Here is a 17,731-nt window from a genome sequence, read left to right on the forward strand (position 1 = left end):
GCGCGGGGCCCACCCTACGCTTTCTGCTACCGGCCTTCGCCGCTTGGCCACAGCAGATTCTCACCACAGCAACGCCGCAGGGGGACACATGCAGTTTGATTTGAGCGCTCTGGACACATCCACGTTGGTCTTCATGGGGACCCTGGCTTTTGGCGGCCTGTTGGCTGCCTTCGTTCTGGCATCGGGGCTGGTTGCGCTCCTGGTGCTGGGTACGGGAAAGCTCGCCTGGGTGCTGGTGTCCAGCACGCTCCTGGCGGTGGTCCACGGCATCAATGCCGGCTGGGACCGGCTGGTGCACCATGCAAAGAGCGTGGACGTGGCTGCGGACTTTCCGGCCCAGCCTTCCCCTGGCACCGGAACTTACCCGCGGGTAATATTGAGGGACAGCTGAAGGGTTCTCCAACCCGGCGGATCCATGGCTTCACCGGCCATTCCGGCCAAGGAGATAACCCATGACCTCCGCCACGCACAGCCCGTCCACTGACGCACCGGCTGAAGAAACGCCCGTCCCCGCCGGCAAGATCGGTTCCGGCGTCACCGCGGATGAAGCCCGTGCCGTGGCCGAGGCCGCCCGGGAGACCGGGTGGGACCGGCCCAGCTTCGCCAAGGGCCTCTACCTGGGCAACTTCGACCTCAGCCTGGTCCACCCGTGGCCCACGCCCCATCCTGCGGATGTGGAGCATGGTGAAGCGTTCATGGCCAGGCTCACCGCGTATGCCCGGACCATGGACGGCCGAGTGATTGAGCGTGCTTCACAGATTCCCGACGAGTACATCCGCAGGTTGGCGGACCTGGGCGTCTTCGGTATGAAGATCCCCGAGGAGTACGGCGGGCTGGGCCTCTCGCTGGTGTACTACGGCCGTGCTCTTGCGCTGCTGGGCAGCGTCCACCCGAGCCTCGGCGCGCTCCTTTCGGCGCACCAGTCCATTGGCGTGCCCGAGCCGGTCAAGGTGTTCGGCTCACCGGAACAGAAGAAGGAGTACCTGCCGCGCTGCGCGGCCGGCGCCATCACCGCGTTCCTCCTCACCGAACCGGATGTGGGCAGCGACCCCGCCAGGCTGGGCAGCACCGCCACACCCACGGACGACGGCGAGGCCTACCTTTTGGACGGCGTAAAGCTGTGGACCACCAACGGGGTGATCGCGGAACTGGTGGTGGTGATGGCGGTGGTCCCGGCGCACACGGACGCCGACGGCACCCCGCATAAGGGCGGGATCAGCGCGTTCGTGGTGGAGATGGACTCCCCCGGGATCACGGTGGAGAACCGTAACGCTTTCATGGGCCTGCGCGGGATCGAAAACGGCGTCACCCGCTTTCACCAGGTGCGGGTGCCCGCGGCCAACCGGCTGGGCCGCGAGGGGCAGGGCCTGAAAATTGCCCTGACCACCCTTAACACCGGGCGGCTGGCCCTGCCTGCGCTGTGCGTCGCTTCCGGGCGCTGGAGCCTGAAGATCGCCCGCGAATGGTCCAACGCCCGCACCCAGTGGGGCCGGCCCGTGGGCGAGCACGAGGCGGTGGGAAAGAAGATTGCCTTCATCGCGGCCTCCGCCTTCGCACTGGATGCCGTGTTCGAGCTCGCCGCCGAGCTTGCGGACGCGGGCCAGAAGGACGTGCGGATCGAAGCCGCCCTGGCAAAGCTGTGGGCCACGGAAATCAGCTGCCGGATCGCTGACGAGCTGGTCCAGATCCGTGGCGGGCGTGGTTTCGAGACCGCAGAGTCCCTGGCCGCACGCGGGGAGCGTGCAGTGCCCGCCGAGCAGCAGCTGCGTGACCTGCGGATCAACAGGATCTTCGAAGGGTCCTCGGAGATCATGCGCCTGCTGATTGCGCGTGAAGCCGTTGACGCGCACCTGGCTGCCGCGGGGGACCTGGCCTCAATGGATGCGAGCCTGTCCGATAAAGCCCGGGCCGCCCTCGGCGCCTCCGGCTTTTACGCCAAATGGCTGCCCAAGCTGGTGGCCGGCGCGGGGATGGACCCGCGCTCCTACAGCGAGTTCGGCCGGCTGGCCCGGCAGCTGCGGTTCGTGGAACGCTCCTCCCGGCGCCTGGCCCGCCAGACCTTCTATGCCATGGGCAGGTGGCAGGCGAAGCTCGAGCGCAAACAGGTCTTCCTGGGCCGCGTGGTGGACATCGGTGCTGAACTGTTCGCCATGACCGCGTGCTGCTCGCGTGCGGAGATGCTGCTGCGAACAGATCCCGGGCGGGCGGCGGGCGCCTACGAACTGGCCGAAGCCTACTGCGAGCAGGCGCGGGTGCGCGTGGACGAATATTTCGACCAGCTCTGGCGTAATACGGACGACGGCGACCACAACCTGACGCGCAAGGTCCTCGCCGGGGATTACGCCTGGCTGGAGGAAGGGGTCCTGGACCAGTCCGAGGGCACCGGACCGTGGATTGCCGACGCCTCCCACGGGCCCTCGGCGAAGGAGAACCTGCACCGCAGATACCGGTAGAACCGCAGGTCACAGAATCGTAAGCATCCTTGCTATCGGGGTGGGGCGGTGGTTGAGTGGATCCATGAGCAGCTCAACGGACCCAGAGAACCTCCCTCCCCGGCGAGCGCGGCAGGACGGGCGCAGCGAAAACGGCCGCGCCGGTGACGCGGAGAGCCAGGCCACCCGCTCCATCGACCGGACCCCGGCTGACAATGCAACGCGTCCCATCGACCGGACGTCCGCCGGCGACGCCACGCGTTCGTACTCCGAGGCGCCGGCCGCATCCGCCGAACGCGACTACCCCCGGGAGGTCTACGCCGAGCGGGCCGACGCCGACCGGGATTATGCGGACCGCAGCGGATCCATGGGGGCCACGCGGACCGCAGCTGTCCCGGCCGCGGCCGTGAACCCGAACCTGACCGACCGCGAAACCGCGATCGCCCGGGAGAAGGAACAGTTCGGCGGCATCAAGGTGGGTTCCGCCTTCTTTGGCTGGTTGACCGCAACCGGCATGGCCGTCCTGCTCACTGCCCTGGTGGCCGCAGCCGGCACCGCCGTGGGGCTGGCCAACAACACGGATGTCAACGAGGCTGTGAACCAGGCCGCCCGGAACAGCGGCACGGTGGGCCTGGTGGGCATCATTGTGCTGCTGGTGATTCTGTTTGTTTCCTATTACTCCGGCGGCTACGTGGCCGGCCGGATGGCGCGCTTCAACGGCGCCAAGCAGGGCCTCATGGTGTGGGTCTGGGCGTTGATCGCCGCCATCGTCATCGCTGTCCTGGGCCTGGTGGCCGGACAGCAGTTCAACGTGCTGGCCAACCTCAACAGCTTTCCGCGAATCCCCATCAACGAGGGTGAGCTGACCACGACCAGCATCATCGCCGCCGTCGTGGTGGCCGTGGTTGCGCTGGTGGGCGCGGTGCTGGGCGGGCTGGCCGGGATGCACTTCCACCGGAAGGTTGACCGGGCAGGATTCACACCGGACAGCGACTACGACGAGTAGTCAGTCGAGGATGTCCCCGTCCACGTAAAACCACCGGCCGTCCGAACGGACGAACCTGCTGGCCTCGTGCAGCACGCCCCGCTCCCCGGTGTGCCGGTAGTGCGCCTTGAACTCCACCGTCCCCGCGGTGTCGAAAGGCCCACCACCCCCGGTGGCGGCAATGTCCAGCCGCCGCCACTGCATTTCCGGGTCCAGCTGCAGATTCCTCGGGGCCGTATTCGGGTGCCACGTCCTGAGCAGGTAGTCCCGGTCCAGTAGCACGAAAGCCGTGTACCGGGAGCGCATCAGCTGCTCCGCGGTGGATGCTTCGGCCCCGCCTGAATGGAACCGGCCGCAACAGGAGGCGTACTGATCCCCGGACAGGCAGGGGCAACGGTCCTGTGCTCCGATTTTTGTCATACCGGGGTGCTGTCATATCCGGTAACGGCTTTGCTACAACCCCGCGGACGGCCGCCGCGCCGGGGGCAAGGCGGCGCAAAAATCCGTAAGGTGGATACGAAGCTGCTGCCGTGCGTGGGGGCGCCGCCGCGGGCCCAGCTGAAGGCAGAGAGGAGAGATGAAACGTGGAAAATCCGGACACGCTCGTCCTCAACCTAACTTTTTTGGGCACGGTGGGCGTCGCCTTCCTGATCTTCTTCATCCTCTTCCTCCTGGGCGTCATCACCCTGCTCCTCGCGGGTGTGGGCCGGCTGGCCGCCGTCGTCATGATGCGGCTGTTCGGCAAGGGCAAACGGAAAGACGGGATGCCCCTGGTCCAGCTGTACGGCACCCGCCTTGGCGAGTCCGGCAACGGCGCTCCGGCAGGTTCCGCACCAGCACCGCGCGGCTGGCCCGGGGCACTCAAGCCAGCACGCATAAAGTCTGCTTTCGCGAAGTCCGGCTTGGCGAAATCGGCGGTGGGCACCGCCGTCGCCCGTAATTCCGGAACCCGCCGCGAGCAACCCGTCCTGGCCGAGGACTGGGCTTCCGCCGTGGCTGAAGCCGACGCCCGCGCCACGGCCCGGGAGCGCGCCGCGAACCCCGAAATCAAGCTCTCCGTGCGGGACCTCCCGGATCCAGCCGTTCCGGCGGAGAAGGTGGAGTCCGTGGCACCGCTCGTGGAATCAGCGCTGCACAACCACCGCCCCGTCCGCGAAGTCCCGCATTCCTTCACGAAGCCACAGGCTCCGCAGGTGCTGCCGCCGCTGGACACCGGATCGCTGGTGTCCCTTTCCGCCCAGCAGGTACTCAAGCACGGCCAGGAGCAGAAGCGGACGGAATCCGACGCTGCACGCAACGGTGGACGGCCCTTACCCTGAGCAACCATCTCCGCTAGCGTGAAGCCCATGGAATTCAGATACCTCGGAAACAGCGGTTTCAAAGTCTCGGAAATCACTTTTGGCAACTGGTTGACGCACGGCTCCCAGGTGGAGAATGACGTCGCCTCCCAGTGCGTGCGCGCTGCCCTCGACGCCGGCATCAGCACCTTCGACACTGCCGACGTCTATGCCAACACCGCGGCGGAGACGGTCCTCGGCGAGGCCCTGAAGGGAGAGCGCCGCGAATCGCTGGAGATTTTCACGAAGGTCTTCGGCCCCACCGGGCCCAAGGGCAAGAACGATCTTGGCCTGTCCCGCAAACACATCATGGATTCCGTCAACGGCTCGCTGCGCCGGCTGCAGACGGACTACATCGACCTCTACCAGGCCCACCGGTACGACTTCGAAACGCCGCTCGAGGAGACCATGCAGGCGTTCGCGGACATCGTCCGCCAGGGCAAGGCTCTCTACATCGGCGTCAGCGAGTGGACCGCGGACCAGCTCCGGGAGGGGCACAAGCTATCCCGGGAACTGGGCTTCCAGCTGATCTCCAACCAGCCGCAGTACTCCATGCTCTGGCGCGTCATCGAAGCCGAGGTGGTGCCGGCGTCGGAGGAACTGGGCGTGTCCCAGATCGTCTGGTCACCCATGGCACAGGGTGTCCTGAGCGGCAAGTACCTGCCCGGCCAGCCGGCACCCGAAGGCAGCCGTGCCACCGACGAAAAGGGCGGCGCCAAGATGATCTCGCGGTGGATGCGCGACGACGTCCTGCAGGGTGTGCAGGACCTCAAGCCAATCGCGGAGGAGGCAGGCCTGTCCATGCCGCAACTGGCTGTGGCCTGGGTGCTGCAGAACCCCAACGTGGCTTCCGCCATCGTGGGCGCCTCACGGCCGGAGCAGATCGCCGACAGCGTGGCTGCCGCGGGTGTGAAGCTGGAGCCGGACGTGCTGAAGAAGATCGACGACGCCATCGGTGCCCTCGCCGAACGCGACCCCGCCCAGACCAAGTCGCCCGCCACGCGGGAAGCCTAGGCGCATGGCGGCGGACCTGCCGGACCTTGCGGTCACCGGCTCTACCGGCGGGCTGGGCGGCATGGTGGCCAGGGAACTGGCAGGCGCCGGCTTCGCCCAGCGCCTACTGGTGCGGGACCCGTCCCGCGCGCCTGAGCTGGAGCGGGCCGCCACCGCCGTGTGCAGCTACGGGGACGCGGAGGCCACCCGGACTGCCCTTGAGGGGGTCCGGGTGCTGTTCATGGTGTCCGCAGCCGAGGCGGAGGACCGGCTGCAGCAGCACTTTGCGTTCGTGGATGCCGCGGCCGGCTCCGGGGTGCAGCACGTGGTGTACACATCCTTTTACGGGGCGGCCCCGGATGCCACGTTCACGCTGGCCCGGGACCATTACGCCACCGAAGAGCGGATCCGGGCCTCCGGGATGGATTACACGTTCCTGCGGGACAACTTCTACCTGGACTTCCTGCCCCTCATGACCGATGACCAGGGGGTCATCAAGGGACCGGCCGGTGATGGCGTGTTTTCCGGGGTGGCCCGGGAGGACATTGCGCGCAGTGCGGTTGCGGTGCTGCGGGACCCCGCCATCCACAAGGGCAAGACCTACCAGCTCACCGGCCCCGAAGAGCTCTCCATGGCCCGGGCTGCGGAGATCATCAGCGAAGGTACCGGCAGGGACGTCACCTACCAGGCGGAGACGCTGGAGGAAGCCTACGCGTCGCGGGCACCCTACAACGCGCCGAAGTGGCAGGTGGATGCCTGGGTCAGCACGTACACCGCCATGGCGGCAGGCGAGATGGCGGGCATTTCACTCGACGTGCATGGGCTGACGGGCCAGGACCCCATCAGCCTCGCGGAGTTCCTGACGCGGCCCGTGCTGTAGCTTTTCTTGCGTCTTTAGGGCGTTGACGGGCGCGCGGGGCGGGCGTAAACCAGAGGCAAGGAACCACCGCCCCGCCATCCGCCCCACAGAATCGCAGCGCCATGACGCAGACCCAACACAACCTGCAGTCCGTCCAGGCGGAAACTCCGGAAGGCATGGCGCCCGCGGGTCCCACCACCGGCCCGCTGACCGCGGAGGAACTCCAGCTCTCGGCCCGCAACCACTCCATGCCGCTGGAGGCGATGCGCCGTGACGTCACTCCACCGGGCCTGCATTATGTCCTCACGCACTTCGATATTCCGGACATCGATGCAACGTCCTGGCACCTGCTGATCGGCGGGGCGGTGGAACGGTCCCTGGAACTGAGCATGGCGGCCCTGCACAAGGACCCTGCCATCACCGTCCCCGTGACGCTTGAGTGCGCCGGCAACGGCCGTTCCCTGCTCAGTCCCCGGCCCATCAGCCAGCCCTGGGTCCTTGAAGCCGTGGGGACGGCGTACTGGACGGGTGTCCCGCTCGCCTACCTGCTGGCCAGGGCGGGCGTCCTGCCCAGCGCCCGGGAAGTCGTCTTCACCGGTGCCGACGCCGGGATCCAGGGCGGCGTCCGGCAGCGGTACGCGCGCAGCCTGCCGATCCGCGAGGCCATGCGGGCGGACGTCGTGCTTGCTTACACGATGAACGGCCTCGAGCTCCCACCCCAGCACGGCTACCCCCTGCGCCTGGTGGTCCCCGGCTGGTACGGCATGACGAGCGTGAAGTGGCTGGAATCCATCGAAGTGGTCACCGCCCCCTTTACGGGCTTCCAGCAGCACGTCGCCTACCGCTACCAGGATTCCGCGGACGACGCCGGCACGCCGGTTTCGCGCATCAGGGTACGTTCGCTGATGGTTCCGCCGGGCATTCCGGACTTCCTCACACGGAACCGGACCCTGGCCGCGGGCCCTGTCCTGCTGCAGGGCAGGGCGTGGTCCGGTGAAGGTGCTGTGACCGGCGTGGAAATCGGCATCGACGGGGCCTGGCTGCCGGCGCAGCTCGGGAAGCCGCTCGGCGGATTCGCGTGGCGGAAGTGGACCCTGCCGTGGGTGGCCGGGCCCGGCGAACACGTGCTGTCCTGCCGCGCCACCGATGCCACCGGCGCCACCCAGCCCCTGGAGCAGAACTGGAACTACCAGGGCATGGCCAACAACATGGTGCAGCAGGTCCGGGTAACGGTCGCCTAGGGCTGGCGCGCGGGTGCCGGGGCTATACTCGGTGCCAACCATGACGAGCCTTCCCTCCTCCCCCGCCAGCGCCCGCATTGACGCGTGGCTGTGGGCCATCCGCGCCTACAAGACGCGTTCGGCCGCCACCGCAGCCTGCCGCGCCGGCCACGTCCGGCTCAACGGCACACCGGCCAAGGCATCCGCCACCCTCGTCACTGGCGATACGGTGACGGTCCGGATGCCCGGCTACGAACGGATCCTCGAGGTCCGCCGCCTGATCGTCAAACGCGTCGGCGCGGAAGTGGCGTCGCACTGTTTCACCGACCACACTCCGCCACGGCCCGTGGCCCCAGCCCTGGGCATCCCGCAGCGGGACCGGGGCACCGGCCGGCCAACGAAGAAGGACCGCCGGGAGATGGACCGCCTCCGCGGGTCCGCATGACGTGCCGCGGGCAGTGAGCAGATCACCTATGGCTGCAACACAGTGAAAGCAGCACAGTGATGCCGGCTGCCGTGGAACTTGTCCTGGCCTCCGTACGCCGCCCCGGTTCGAAGGCACCCCTCGATGTGCACCTCCGCGGCGGGGTGGTGGCTGGGATCAGCCCGGCGGGGACGCTGGCGCACAAGGCCCGGCCCCTCAGGACTGTCGACTGCGCCGGCCGGTTCATCATCCCGGGCCTGTGGGACGAACACGTCCATGTCACCCAGTGGGCCCTGCACGCGAACCGGCTTGACCTCGCCGCGGCGACGTCCGCGCGGGAGGCGGCAGCCGCCGTCGGACGCTTCATTGCCGCGGATCCCGCTGGTGCGGACGGGGCCGGACCCGGCCACCCGATCACCGCTGTGGGTGTGGGCTTCCGTGATGCCCTGTGGCCGGATACGCCCACGCTGGCCATGCTCGATGCCGCCGCCGGGGAACGGCCGGCCGCGCTCATCAGCCACGACCTGCACTGCGTGTGGGTGAACACCGCTGCCGCCCGCCGTTACGGGCTGCGGGTGGACGGCACGGGGCTGCTCCGCGAGGAACCTGCCTTCCTCCTGACCCGCGAGCTGGGCCGGCTGCCGGCTGCCGTGGTGGACGGCTGGGTCAGCCAGGCGGCAAGGAATGCCGCCGCCAGGGGCGTGGTGGGTGTGGTGGATTTTGAGATGACGTGGAACCGCGATCCGTGGCTGCGGCGGATGGCCGCCGGTTTCGACAGCCTGCGCGTGGAGGCCGGCGTGTACCCGGCGGACCTGGAACGGGCTGCGGCCGAGGGCCTGCGGACGGGCAGGGAGGTACCCGGCGGCAACGGCCTGCTGCGCACAGGCCCGCTGAAAGTCCTGATTGACGGGTCCCTGAACACCCGGACCGCGTACTGCGTGGAGCCGTACCCTTTTGGCGGGCACGGCCTGCTGACCGTTCCCGTTGACGAGCTGCGTGCCCTGCTGCGGCGGGCGCGGGACACCGGGTTCGTGCCGGCAGTCCACGCCATCGGTGATGCCGCCAACGGGGTGGCCCTGGACGCGTTCGGGTATGCCGGCATCGGCGGCCGGATCGAGCATGCCCAGTTTGTCCGGCGGGAGGACTTTGCCCGTTTCGCCGCCCTGGGCGTGGTGGCCAGCGTGCAGCCGGTGCATGCGCTCGATGACCGGGACGCCGCCGACGCCAACTGGAGCGGGCGGACAGACCGGGCCTTTCCACTGCGGTCACTGCTGGACGCAGGTGCCACCCTGGCGCTGGGATCGGATGCCCCGGTGGCCCCGCTCGATCCCTGGGCAGCGGTTTCGGCCGCCACCACCCGGTCTTCCTTCGACGGCCGCGATCCGTGGCAGCCGCAGGAGGCCATCACCCGCCAACAGGCCCTGGCCGCCTCCACCAGGGGCCGCGGCACCGTGCAGGTGGGCAGCCCGGCAGACCTGGTGCTTCTTGACGCTGATCCTTTGGCTGTTCCGGACTCCGGGCTGGCGGCGATGCCCGTCGCGGCGACGCTGGTGGGCGGCCATTTTACGTACGACGGCGGATGGGCGGCTTCGCAGCACTAGGTATCGGAGCCTGCCGGGCCGCTTTGCCGTTCAACGGGTGGTGTTGCCGCGTGCCTGGACAAGATTCGCGAACGGCAGCTTCCCGAACTCCGCCACAAAGCCTGCGTGGTAGCCGGCCTCCACCAGGTTCAATTGCTCAGCCGGCAGCTCTTTCCAGGCCACAACCAAGTCGGTCGCATCGGCCAACTGCCAAATGAGCCTCCCGTCCCAGTGACCTGGCGGCTTCCCTCGACCGAAATCAACAAACTCCTGAATCTGGCGCCTCAGTCCCCGGTTGCCCTTGCTGCCGGGGCCGGCCTTGCCGAGGTAGAGGACTGATGCCGACTCCACCCACTCGGCCCGGAGAGCCGGCTCGGGGAGGGACGGCTGTCTTTTCTTGAAGACGCCGGCGGTGCTCCTTTTCAGGAAGCGGGGCAGAAACCCGGCCGGCGCAATAACGACGAACAGCCCGGTTCCCTCTGGGATGCGCGTGATGTCGAGATCGTCGATGGGTCTAAAGCCTGCGAAACCATCGGCTTTCAGGCCTTTCCTGGTGAACTGCACGCTCCTTATTGAACAGCATCGCCGGCGGCGGCCAGCCCGGCAGCCGGAACCAGTCCGTGTTTTTCCCCTGCCCACCCCTCTGCGGAGAAGCGTAGAGTGGCATCAGACGCCTGTTTCTGGACGCCGTGCTGCTGAGGGAGAGATCGTGACGATTGATTGGGACGAAAAGAAAGCCCTGCTACAGGAACCGAACATCGCGAAGGTAACCCAGCTTTGCGAGGAACTCATGGAGAAGAAGCCCGGCTCCACCGTCCCGTACATCGACCCGGTGCACGACGAGGATGAATGCCGGATCGTCAGCCTCCAGGTGAGCCCGGGGAAGGGCACTGAATCCGGATTCGTGTCCCACAACAACGACGATGAGGCGGCACGCCGCGCAACCCAGATCTACGAACTGGCCGAGCTGGATCCCCGCTACGTCATGCCCTGGAACGCATACCCCTGGGTGCGGGAAAGCGGCAGCCCCTCGGCGCTGAGTATCCAGGAGAAGACGGATGGCCTCCGCCCGTTCCGTCAGTTCCTCAAGATCAACTCCCGCGTCTCGGCCATCATCGCCCACGGAACGGACGCGTCCACCTTCCTGACGCTCTACGAGAAGACCTACCACTCGGCGCTGAAGAACAGCGGCATCAAGATCTACAAGGCCACCGCGCTTGGCGGGCGTGCCTTCGCCGTCTCGGATACAAAGCAGGAAGAGATCCTCACCAAGAACGTGGAGATCTACAAGGACGCCATGCAGCGGGCGGGCATCCAGCACCTGTGAACCAGCCCGGGCGGGCAGCACGGCCGCCCTGGGCCGCGAAGGCCTACCCTTCGAACAGGCGGCGGCGGTGCTTCAGCTCCTTGACCCAGGTCCTGGTGACCATGTCCGGGAACGGCGACCTGCCGTCGTCGTTCTTTCCATCAGGTGCGGCGCCCGCGAATGCTGTGCCTGCCTCAAGGTCGGCAAGCAGCGGCCCCGAGGCCCGTAACGCCAGGTCGATGATATTAGATGCGGCGCGCTCCGGAAGCCCGAGGCCCGCGGTCCAGCCCAGGAAGTGGCGGCGGGAAATGCCCATCCGCTTGCCGTCGATGGCCAGCGCGAGCGTCTTGTCGCCGTAGACGACCGTGGAGGGGATGTCGTAGACGGGCGCGATCACCCAGCCGGCCCGGGGATCCTGCACCATAGACACGTTCTTGGCGTGCAGGTCGCCGTTGCCGGTCAGCCAGGCGAACGCTCCTTGGAGGGCAAGGTTGCGGAGTGCCGGCAGCGGCGCGGCGCAGTGCTCAGCGAGTGCCCGGCACACCTGCCCGTACCCCACGTTGTACTTGTCCGCCGGGTACAGACCGAGCACCTGGGCCCCGTCCTCGACGGCGAGCCGCAGGACCTCGTCGGAACCGGCCCCGGCCGCTGCCTCCAACGGCGGCACGCGGTCGAAGCGTTCCACCAGCAGGCCCGGCCGCCCGGCAACGTCCCGGATCAGCCCCACCCGGCTCAGCGGAAGCCGCAGCTTGGCCGCGTAACGGAACATGGCAAACTCGTTCTCCACCACGTGCGGGAACTCGGGGGCATTGAGCTTCAGGATGAACCGCTTCCCCTTGGCGGCCACGGGCAGCGAGATCATCCCGGCGGACAGCTTGTCCTGCACGCCGGCGAGTGCCACGGGGTCGATCAGGTCCGGGTCGCCGAGGAGTTGGTCGAAGTCCACCGGCTGCCGCGGGTCCAGTTCCACCGCATGCTCATCCGGATCCAGCGGTTCACCGTGGCCGATGATCTGGACGTCGCCCACGGGGTTCCCGCCGGCAGCGATCAGCAGGGACAGGTCGTCGTCGGCGCTGGTTTTGATGGACCGGCGCAGCGCATTCAGGCGCCGGCCCTCCGGCAGCAGGCCGGTGAAGTATGGCGGTGCAGCACCTGCGGCGGACACGACCGGTTCCCCGGTAAGGGGAAGGGAGGATGCGACGGCGGGCCTGCCGCCGGCCAGATAGGCGGGAAGGTAGCTGAACTTCGTTCCGCCGTCGTACCGCTCCAGCCGCGCAGCCAAAACCCCTGCCTTGTAGACGTCCGCGACGCGGTGCCTCACGGCGCTTCACTCCCGGAACGGCCCTGGCCGACCAGGGAACGCTCCGCCTGGCTGGCCCTGTCAGCGATGCGCAGTTCGAGGCCCAGGGTATCGAGGACCGCAAGCAACGAATCCAGCTGGACGCTTGGCTTTCCCCGCTCCACGAACCTGACGAACCGCTCCGATACGCCCGCCATGTCGGCGAGGTCCCGCTGGGTGAGCCGCAATGATGTGCGCCTGGCGCGGACCTCCGTGGCAACCAGGTCCATTGCTGTGGTCATGCCAACCTCCTGAGGCACGATCGTGCCGGTTAAGCCCAATGTAGCAGCGCTGAACTGGTCGCGATAGGGGGTTGCAAAGCATGAACGGCACGTTCGTACCGGTCTTCCAGGGCGGCCGCAAAGTGGGGCTTGACACCCCCATGTGACCGGTGCCATATTTTAAGCGTGAACCTGTCAGACAGCCGGACAGCAGGACAGCCTGCGTTCCCCCTCGCGCGGCTCAGCGCCGCCGAAGCGGTATTCAACGCGATCCGCGTGGACATCGAATCCGGCCTGGTTCCCGTGGGCAGCAAACTCAGCTCCGAAGCCACCCTCGCCCAGCAGTATGGCGTGAGCCGCTCCGTCATCCGGGAAGCGCTCCGCTCCTGCACTGCACTGGGCCTGACGGTCACCAAGACCGGCAAAGGCACGTTCGTGGTGGCCAACAAGGTAGCCAACGACCTGACGCTGGGGCAGTACTCCGCCCGCGACCTGACCGAGGCCCGTCCGCACATCGAAGTCCCCGCCGCCGGCCTGGCCGCCGAGCGGCGCACCGAGGACGAGCTGGACACCCTCCGCCAGATCATGGCCGCCATGGCCACCGAAACCGACCCCGAATCCTGGGTGGCACTGGACTCCACCTTCCACGCCGCCATCGCCCGCGCCAGCGGAAACAAGGTCTTCGAAAGCGTCGTGGCCGATATCCGCGACGCCCTGGCCCACCAGTCGGAGACCCTTAACATGGTGGCTGACCGCCAGCACGCCTCGGACATCGAACACCAGCTCATCCTCGCCGCTATCGAGGCCGGATCCGCCGAGGACGCGCGGACCGCCATGGCCAGCCATCTGGAAGCCGTGGGCCACGCCCTCGACTCCATCCTCAACAAATAACCCGCCAGCAACCCCAAGGACACCATGCCCTCCCCCGCGTTTTCCGCTGCCCGCACCCCTGCCCCGGACCATCTGGCCCTGCCGCAGCACGCTCCCCTGGTGGCGGCCGTCCGCAGCGGCCTGGTGGAAAGCGTCCACTACGGATCGGCCCTCGCCCTGCGCAGGGACGGCTCCACCGCCGCAACCGCGGGCGATCCGGAAGCCCCCTTCTACCCGCGCTCCTCGCTCAAGCCGCTCCAGGCCGTGGCCATGGTCCGGGCCGGGCTGGACCTCCCCGCAGACCTCCTGGCCCTGGCCGCCGCCAGCCACTCCGGCGACAGCCGCCACCGGGACGGCGCCCTCCGCATCCTGGAACTGCACGGCCTCAGCACCGCCGACCTCGAAAACAGCACGGACCTCCCCTACGGCACGGCCGAACGCGGGGAATGGCTGCGGAACGGCGGCGAAACCACCCAGATCACCCAGAACTGCTCGGGCAAGCACGCCGCGATGGCCGCCACCTGCGTCATCAACGGCTGGCCGGTCCGGGGCTACCTTGAGCCGTCCCACCCGCTCCAGCAGCTCGTTGCCACCACCGTCAACGAACTGACCGGCGAAGAACCCGCCGCCATCAGCACCGACGGCTGCGGAACCCCACTGTTCGCCCTCACCCTCCGCGGCATGGCCCGCGCTTTCGGCATCATTGCGCGCGCCGCCGGCCAGGCGGACGGAACCTCCGACGACGGCGGGCCGGCTTCCCGAAGCGCGGAAGCCGCCGTCGGGCTCGCCATGCAGCAGCACCCCCACATGGTGGCGGGCGAGGGACGGGACGTCACCGAACTCATGCGCCTGGTGCCGGGCGCCGTGGCCAAGGACGGCTTCGAAGGCGTCCAGCTGGTGGGCCTGGCCGACGGCAGCGCAGCAGCCGTCAAGATTTCCGACGGCGGCGACCGCGCCAGGATGCCCGCCACCGTCCGGCTCCTCGACGCGCTGGGACTTGATACCGGACCCCTGGCCCCCATCGCCACCGCCCCCGTGCTGGGCGGCGGCCACGAGGTGGGCCGGCTGCAGGCCACCGACTTCCTCAACTAATTTCTGTCCGAACCAGACAACGACGCCCGTAAGGACCCCCTATGACCATCACACCAACCGCCGAAGATTTCCGGTCCGAACACGACCTGCTGGGTGACCGCGACGTTCCCGCGGAGGCGTACTGGGGCGTGCATACCCTGCGCGCTGTGGAGAACTTTCCCATTACCGGGCAGCCGCTCTCCACCAACATGCACCTGGTCCGCGGCCTGGCAGCGGTCAAGCTTGCCGCTGCCCGAACCAACCGGGACCTTGGCCTGCTGGATGCCGAACGCACCGCAGCCATCGAGCAGGCCTGCCAGGACATCCTGGACGGCAAGCTTGCCGGGCAGTTCGTGGTGGACGTCATCCAGGGCGGCGCGGGAACGTCGTCGAACATGAACGCCAACGAGGTCATCGCCAACCGCGCCCTGGAAATCCTTGGCCACCCCAAGGGCGACTACGCGCGGCTGCACCCGAACGACCACGTCAACCTCAGCCAGTCCACCAACGACGTCTACCCCACCGCGGTGAAGCTCGGCACCATCTTCGCCGCCCGGGAACTCCTGGACGCCCTGGCTGAACTGGAAGAGGCCTGTGCCGCCAAGGCCCAGGAGTTCCGCACCGTGGTGAAGATGGGCCGCACCCAGCTCCAGGACGCCGTCCCCATGACCCTGGGCCAGGAATTCGGCACCTACGCCGTCACCATCGGCGAGGACCGGCTGCGGCTGGCCGAAGCCGAACTCCTGATCCACGAAATCAACCTCGGTGCCACCGCCATCGGGACCGGGTTGAACGCCCCGGCCGGCTATGCCGACGCAGCCTGCCGGCACCTGGCCGAGGTCACCGGCCTGCCGCTGGTCACCGCCGCCGACCTCATCGAAGCCACCCAGGACGTGGGCGCGTTCGTCCACCTCTCCGGCGTGCTCAAGCGGGTGGCCGTCAAGCTCTCCAAGATATGCAACGACCTCCGCCTGCTCTCCTCCGGCCCGCGCGCCGGCCTGGGCGAGATCAACCTGCCGGCAGTCCAGTCCGGCTCCTCCATCATGCCCGGCAAGATCAACCCGGTGATCCCGGAAGTGGTCTCCCAGGTGGCCTACGAAGTGATCGGCAACGACGTCACCATCACCATGGCCGCCGAAGCCGGGCAGCTTCAGCTCAACGCGTTCGAACCCGTCATCGTCCACAGCCTCCACAAGAGCATCTCCCACCTCGAAGCAGCCTGCCGCACCCTGACGGCCCGCTGCATCCGCGGCATCACCGCCAACACCGAACACCTGCGGCTCACGGTGGAGCAATCCATCGGCCTGGTCACCGCCCTGAACCCCCACTTGGGCTACGCCACCGCCACCGCCATCGCGCAGGAAGCCCTCGCCACCGGCAAGGGCGTGGCCGAGCTGGTCCTGGAACACGGACTCCTCACCGCCACCCAACTGCAGGAACTCCTGAGCCCCGAACGGCTCGCCAACCTCAGCAAGTAGTCCCCACCCGCCCCCTGGCCTCGCAAGCTCGGCCAGGGAACCCGGCGGGCATGGGCCCACCCAACATCCCCCGTCTGTAAGGACACCCATGAGTCAGTCCCAACTCCCAGACCACGTCATCGATGGTGGTCATGCCCACGCTTCCGAGTCCTCGCTGCATGCCGAGGATAAGGGTTATCACAAGAGCCTGAAGCCGCGGCAGATCCAGATGATCGCCATCGGCGGCGCCATTGGTACCGGTTTGTTCCTTGGTGCCGGCGGGCGCCTGAACGCGGCCGGCCCGTCGCTGGTGATCGCTTACGCGGTGTGTGGTTTCTTCGCGTTCCTGATCCTGCGGGCCCTGGGCGAGCTGGTGCTCCACCGCCCCTCGTCCGGGTCTTTCGTGTCCTACGCCCGTGAGTTCTTCGGGGAGAAGGCCGCGTTCGTGTCCGGCTGGTTCTACTGGATCAACTGGGCCACCACCACCATCGTGGACATCACCGCTGCGGCGCTCTACATGCACTTCTTCGGCAACTACGTCCCCTGGATGGCTGACGTGCCGCAGTGGGCCTGGGCCCTGATCGCCCTGGTAGTGGTCCTGAGCCTGAACCTGGTCTCTGTGAAGGTCTTCGGCGAGATGGAATTCTGGTTCGCCCTCATCAAGGTCGCCGCCCTGGTCGCGTTCCTGCTGGTGGGCACGTACTTCGTCATCTTCGGCACCCCCGTGGACGGGCAGGAAGTGGGCCTGAGCCTGCTCTCGGACAACGGCGGCGTGTTCCCCAACGGCCTGCTGCCCATGATCATCCTCATGCAGGGCGTCCTGTTCGCCTACGCCTCGATCGAACTGGTCGGCACCGCCGCCGGCGAGACCGAGAACCCCGAGAAAATCATGCCCAAGGCCATCAACTCCGTAGTCTTCCGCATCGCGGTGTTCTACGTCGGCTCCGTGATCCTGCTGGCCCTGCTGCTCCCGTACACGTCCTACCAGAAGGGCGTCAGCCCGTTCGTGACGTTCTTCGGCTCCATCGGCGTCCAGGGCGTGGACGTGATCATGAACCTGGTGGTCCTCACCGCGGCACTGTCCTCGCTGAACGCCGGCCTGTACTCCACCGGACGGATCCTCCGCTCCATGTCCGTCAACGGCTCCGCCCCGAAGTTCGCGTCCCGCATGAACAAAGCCGGCGTCCCCTACGGCGGCATCGCCATCACCGCCGCCGTCTCGCTCCTCGGTGTGCCGCTGAACTACCTGGTCCCGGCCGAAGCGTTCGAGATCGTCCTGAACATCGCCTCCGTGGGCATCATCATGACCTGGGCCACCATCGTCCTGTGCCAGATCCAGCTCAAACGCTGGGCCGACAAAGGATGGGTGGAACGGCCCTCCTTCAGGATGTTCGGCGCCCCCTACACCGGATACCTCTCCCTGGTCTTCCTGATAGGCGTCCTGATCATGGTCTTCATCGACTCACCCCTGACCATGATGGTCACAGCCATCGCCTCAGTCCTGATGGTCTTCGGCTGGTACGCCTGCCGCAAACGCATCCACGAAATCGCCGAAACCCGCGAAGGCCACACCGGCATCGCACCGGTGGTTGCCAACCCCCCGGCAGGCACCTTCAAGAAATAGCGCTTCTCAACGT

18 protein-coding genes are annotated in these 17,731 nt (G+C 67.6%); 14 read left to right on the forward strand and 4 right to left on the reverse strand.

The genetic code is table 11. From position 1 onward, the window contains the following. Nucleotides 1-88: 88 nt before the first annotated feature. From ACP3TD_RS00120 to ACP3TD_RS00130, 3 genes are all read left to right on the forward strand, one after another. The gene (locus ACP3TD_RS00120) at nucleotides 89-391 is read left to right on the forward strand and encodes a hypothetical protein (protein WP_426764742.1); all 303 of its coding nucleotides are present in this window, start codon (nucleotides 89-91) and stop codon (nucleotides 389-391) included. Between the two features lie 61 nt (nucleotides 392-452). Further along, nucleotides 453-2,453: an acyl-CoA dehydrogenase family protein gene (locus ACP3TD_RS00125; protein ID WP_426764743.1), complete on the forward strand. Its 2,001-nt coding sequence runs from the start codon at nucleotides 453-455 to the stop codon at nucleotides 2,451-2,453. A gap of 64 nt (nucleotides 2,454-2,517) precedes the next feature. Next, on the forward strand, nucleotides 2,518-3,438 hold the full coding sequence (locus ACP3TD_RS00130; protein WP_426764744.1) for a TIGR04086 family membrane protein: 921 nt from the start codon (nucleotides 2,518-2,520) through the stop codon (nucleotides 3,436-3,438). On the opposite strand, the gene ACP3TD_RS00135 is transcribed toward ACP3TD_RS00130, so the two are convergent. Beyond that, nucleotides 3,439-3,837: a YchJ family protein gene (locus ACP3TD_RS00135; RefSeq protein ID WP_426764745.1), complete on the reverse strand. Its 399-nt coding sequence runs from the start codon at nucleotides 3,835-3,837 to the stop codon at nucleotides 3,439-3,441. It abuts the gene before it with no gap. Between the two features lie 164 nt (nucleotides 3,838-4,001). Here ACP3TD_RS00135 and ACP3TD_RS00140 point away from each other — a divergent pair, with 164 nt between their 5' ends. From ACP3TD_RS00140 to ACP3TD_RS00165, 6 genes are all read left to right on the forward strand, one after another. Further along, complete coding sequence (locus tag ACP3TD_RS00140) at nucleotides 4,002-4,736, forward strand: hypothetical protein (RefSeq protein WP_426764748.1); 735 nt, start codon at nucleotides 4,002-4,004, stop codon at nucleotides 4,734-4,736. Nucleotides 4,737-4,763: 27 nt separating this feature from the next. Further along, nucleotides 4,764-5,768, forward strand: coding sequence for an aldo/keto reductase family protein (locus tag ACP3TD_RS00145; protein ID WP_091716649.1), 1,005 nt, complete (start codon nucleotides 4,764-4,766; stop codon nucleotides 5,766-5,768). Between the two features lie 4 nt (nucleotides 5,769-5,772). Beyond that, nucleotides 5,773-6,627 (forward strand): SDR family oxidoreductase, encoded by an 855-nt coding sequence (locus ACP3TD_RS00150; protein ID WP_426764750.1) that lies wholly within the window; start codon nucleotides 5,773-5,775, stop codon nucleotides 6,625-6,627. 101 nt (nucleotides 6,628-6,728) lie between these two features. Further along, on the forward strand, nucleotides 6,729-7,847 hold the full coding sequence (locus ACP3TD_RS00155; RefSeq protein WP_426764751.1) for a sulfite oxidase: 1,119 nt from the start codon (nucleotides 6,729-6,731) through the stop codon (nucleotides 7,845-7,847). A gap of 40 nt (nucleotides 7,848-7,887) precedes the next feature. After that, on the forward strand, nucleotides 7,888-8,271 hold the full coding sequence (locus tag ACP3TD_RS00160; protein WP_056078390.1) for an RNA-binding S4 domain-containing protein: 384 nt from the start codon (nucleotides 7,888-7,890) through the stop codon (nucleotides 8,269-8,271). A 59-nt stretch (nucleotides 8,272-8,330) separates the two neighbouring features. After that, the gene (locus tag ACP3TD_RS00165) at nucleotides 8,331-9,851 is read left to right on the forward strand and encodes an amidohydrolase (RefSeq protein WP_426764753.1); all 1,521 of its coding nucleotides are present in this window, start codon (nucleotides 8,331-8,333) and stop codon (nucleotides 9,849-9,851) included. 30 nt (nucleotides 9,852-9,881) lie between these two features. Here ACP3TD_RS00165 and ACP3TD_RS00170 read toward each other — a convergent pair whose 3' ends face one another. Next, on the reverse strand, nucleotides 9,882-10,394 hold the full coding sequence (locus ACP3TD_RS00170; protein ID WP_426764754.1) for a hypothetical protein: 513 nt from the start codon (nucleotides 10,392-10,394) through the stop codon (nucleotides 9,882-9,884). 145 nt (nucleotides 10,395-10,539) lie between these two features. On the opposite strand from ACP3TD_RS00170, the gene ACP3TD_RS00175 reads away from it, so the two are divergent. After that, entirely contained in the window at nucleotides 10,540-11,157 is a 618-nt protein-coding gene (locus ACP3TD_RS00175) for a uracil-DNA glycosylase (protein WP_426764756.1), read from the forward strand. Between the two features lie 43 nt (nucleotides 11,158-11,200). On the opposite strand, the gene ACP3TD_RS00180 is transcribed toward ACP3TD_RS00175, so the two are convergent. Then, nucleotides 11,201-12,457 carry a type II toxin-antitoxin system HipA family toxin gene (locus tag ACP3TD_RS00180; protein ID WP_426764757.1) on the reverse strand — a complete coding sequence of 419 codons (1,257 nt, stop codon included), beginning with the start codon at nucleotides 12,455-12,457 and terminating at the stop codon, nucleotides 11,201-11,203. Further along, a complete protein-coding gene (locus ACP3TD_RS00185) occupies nucleotides 12,454-12,717 on the reverse strand; it encodes a helix-turn-helix transcriptional regulator (protein WP_426764758.1) in 264 nt (87 codons plus the stop codon). Before ACP3TD_RS00185 ends, ACP3TD_RS00180 begins: the two co-directional genes overlap by 4 nt. Nucleotides 12,718-12,882: 165 nt before the next feature. Here ACP3TD_RS00185 and ACP3TD_RS00190 point away from each other — a divergent pair, with 165 nt between their 5' ends. The 4 genes from ACP3TD_RS00190 (at nucleotide 12,883) to ACP3TD_RS00205 (ending at nucleotide 17,718) form a co-directional block, all read left to right on the forward strand. After that, complete coding sequence (locus ACP3TD_RS00190; RefSeq protein ID WP_426764759.1) at nucleotides 12,883-13,587, forward strand: FadR/GntR family transcriptional regulator; 705 nt, start codon at nucleotides 12,883-12,885, stop codon at nucleotides 13,585-13,587. A gap of 24 nt (nucleotides 13,588-13,611) precedes the next feature. Beyond that, nucleotides 13,612-14,658, forward strand: coding sequence for an asparaginase (locus ACP3TD_RS00195; RefSeq protein ID WP_426764760.1), 1,047 nt, complete (start codon nucleotides 13,612-13,614; stop codon nucleotides 14,656-14,658). 41 nt (nucleotides 14,659-14,699) lie between these two features. Beyond that, nucleotides 14,700-16,115, forward strand: coding sequence for an aspartate ammonia-lyase (locus ACP3TD_RS00200; RefSeq protein ID WP_426764761.1), 1,416 nt, complete (start codon nucleotides 14,700-14,702; stop codon nucleotides 16,113-16,115). Nucleotides 16,116-16,203: 88 nt separating this feature from the next. Continuing rightward, entirely contained in the window at nucleotides 16,204-17,718 is a 1,515-nt protein-coding gene (locus ACP3TD_RS00205; RefSeq protein WP_426764762.1) for an amino acid permease, read from the forward strand. Nucleotides 17,719-17,731: the final 13 nt, after the last annotated feature.

The organism is Pseudarthrobacter sp. 1G09, assembly GCF_050038305.1.
Taxonomy (GTDB): Bacteria; Actinomycetota; Actinomycetes; order Actinomycetales; family Micrococcaceae; genus Arthrobacter; species Arthrobacter equi.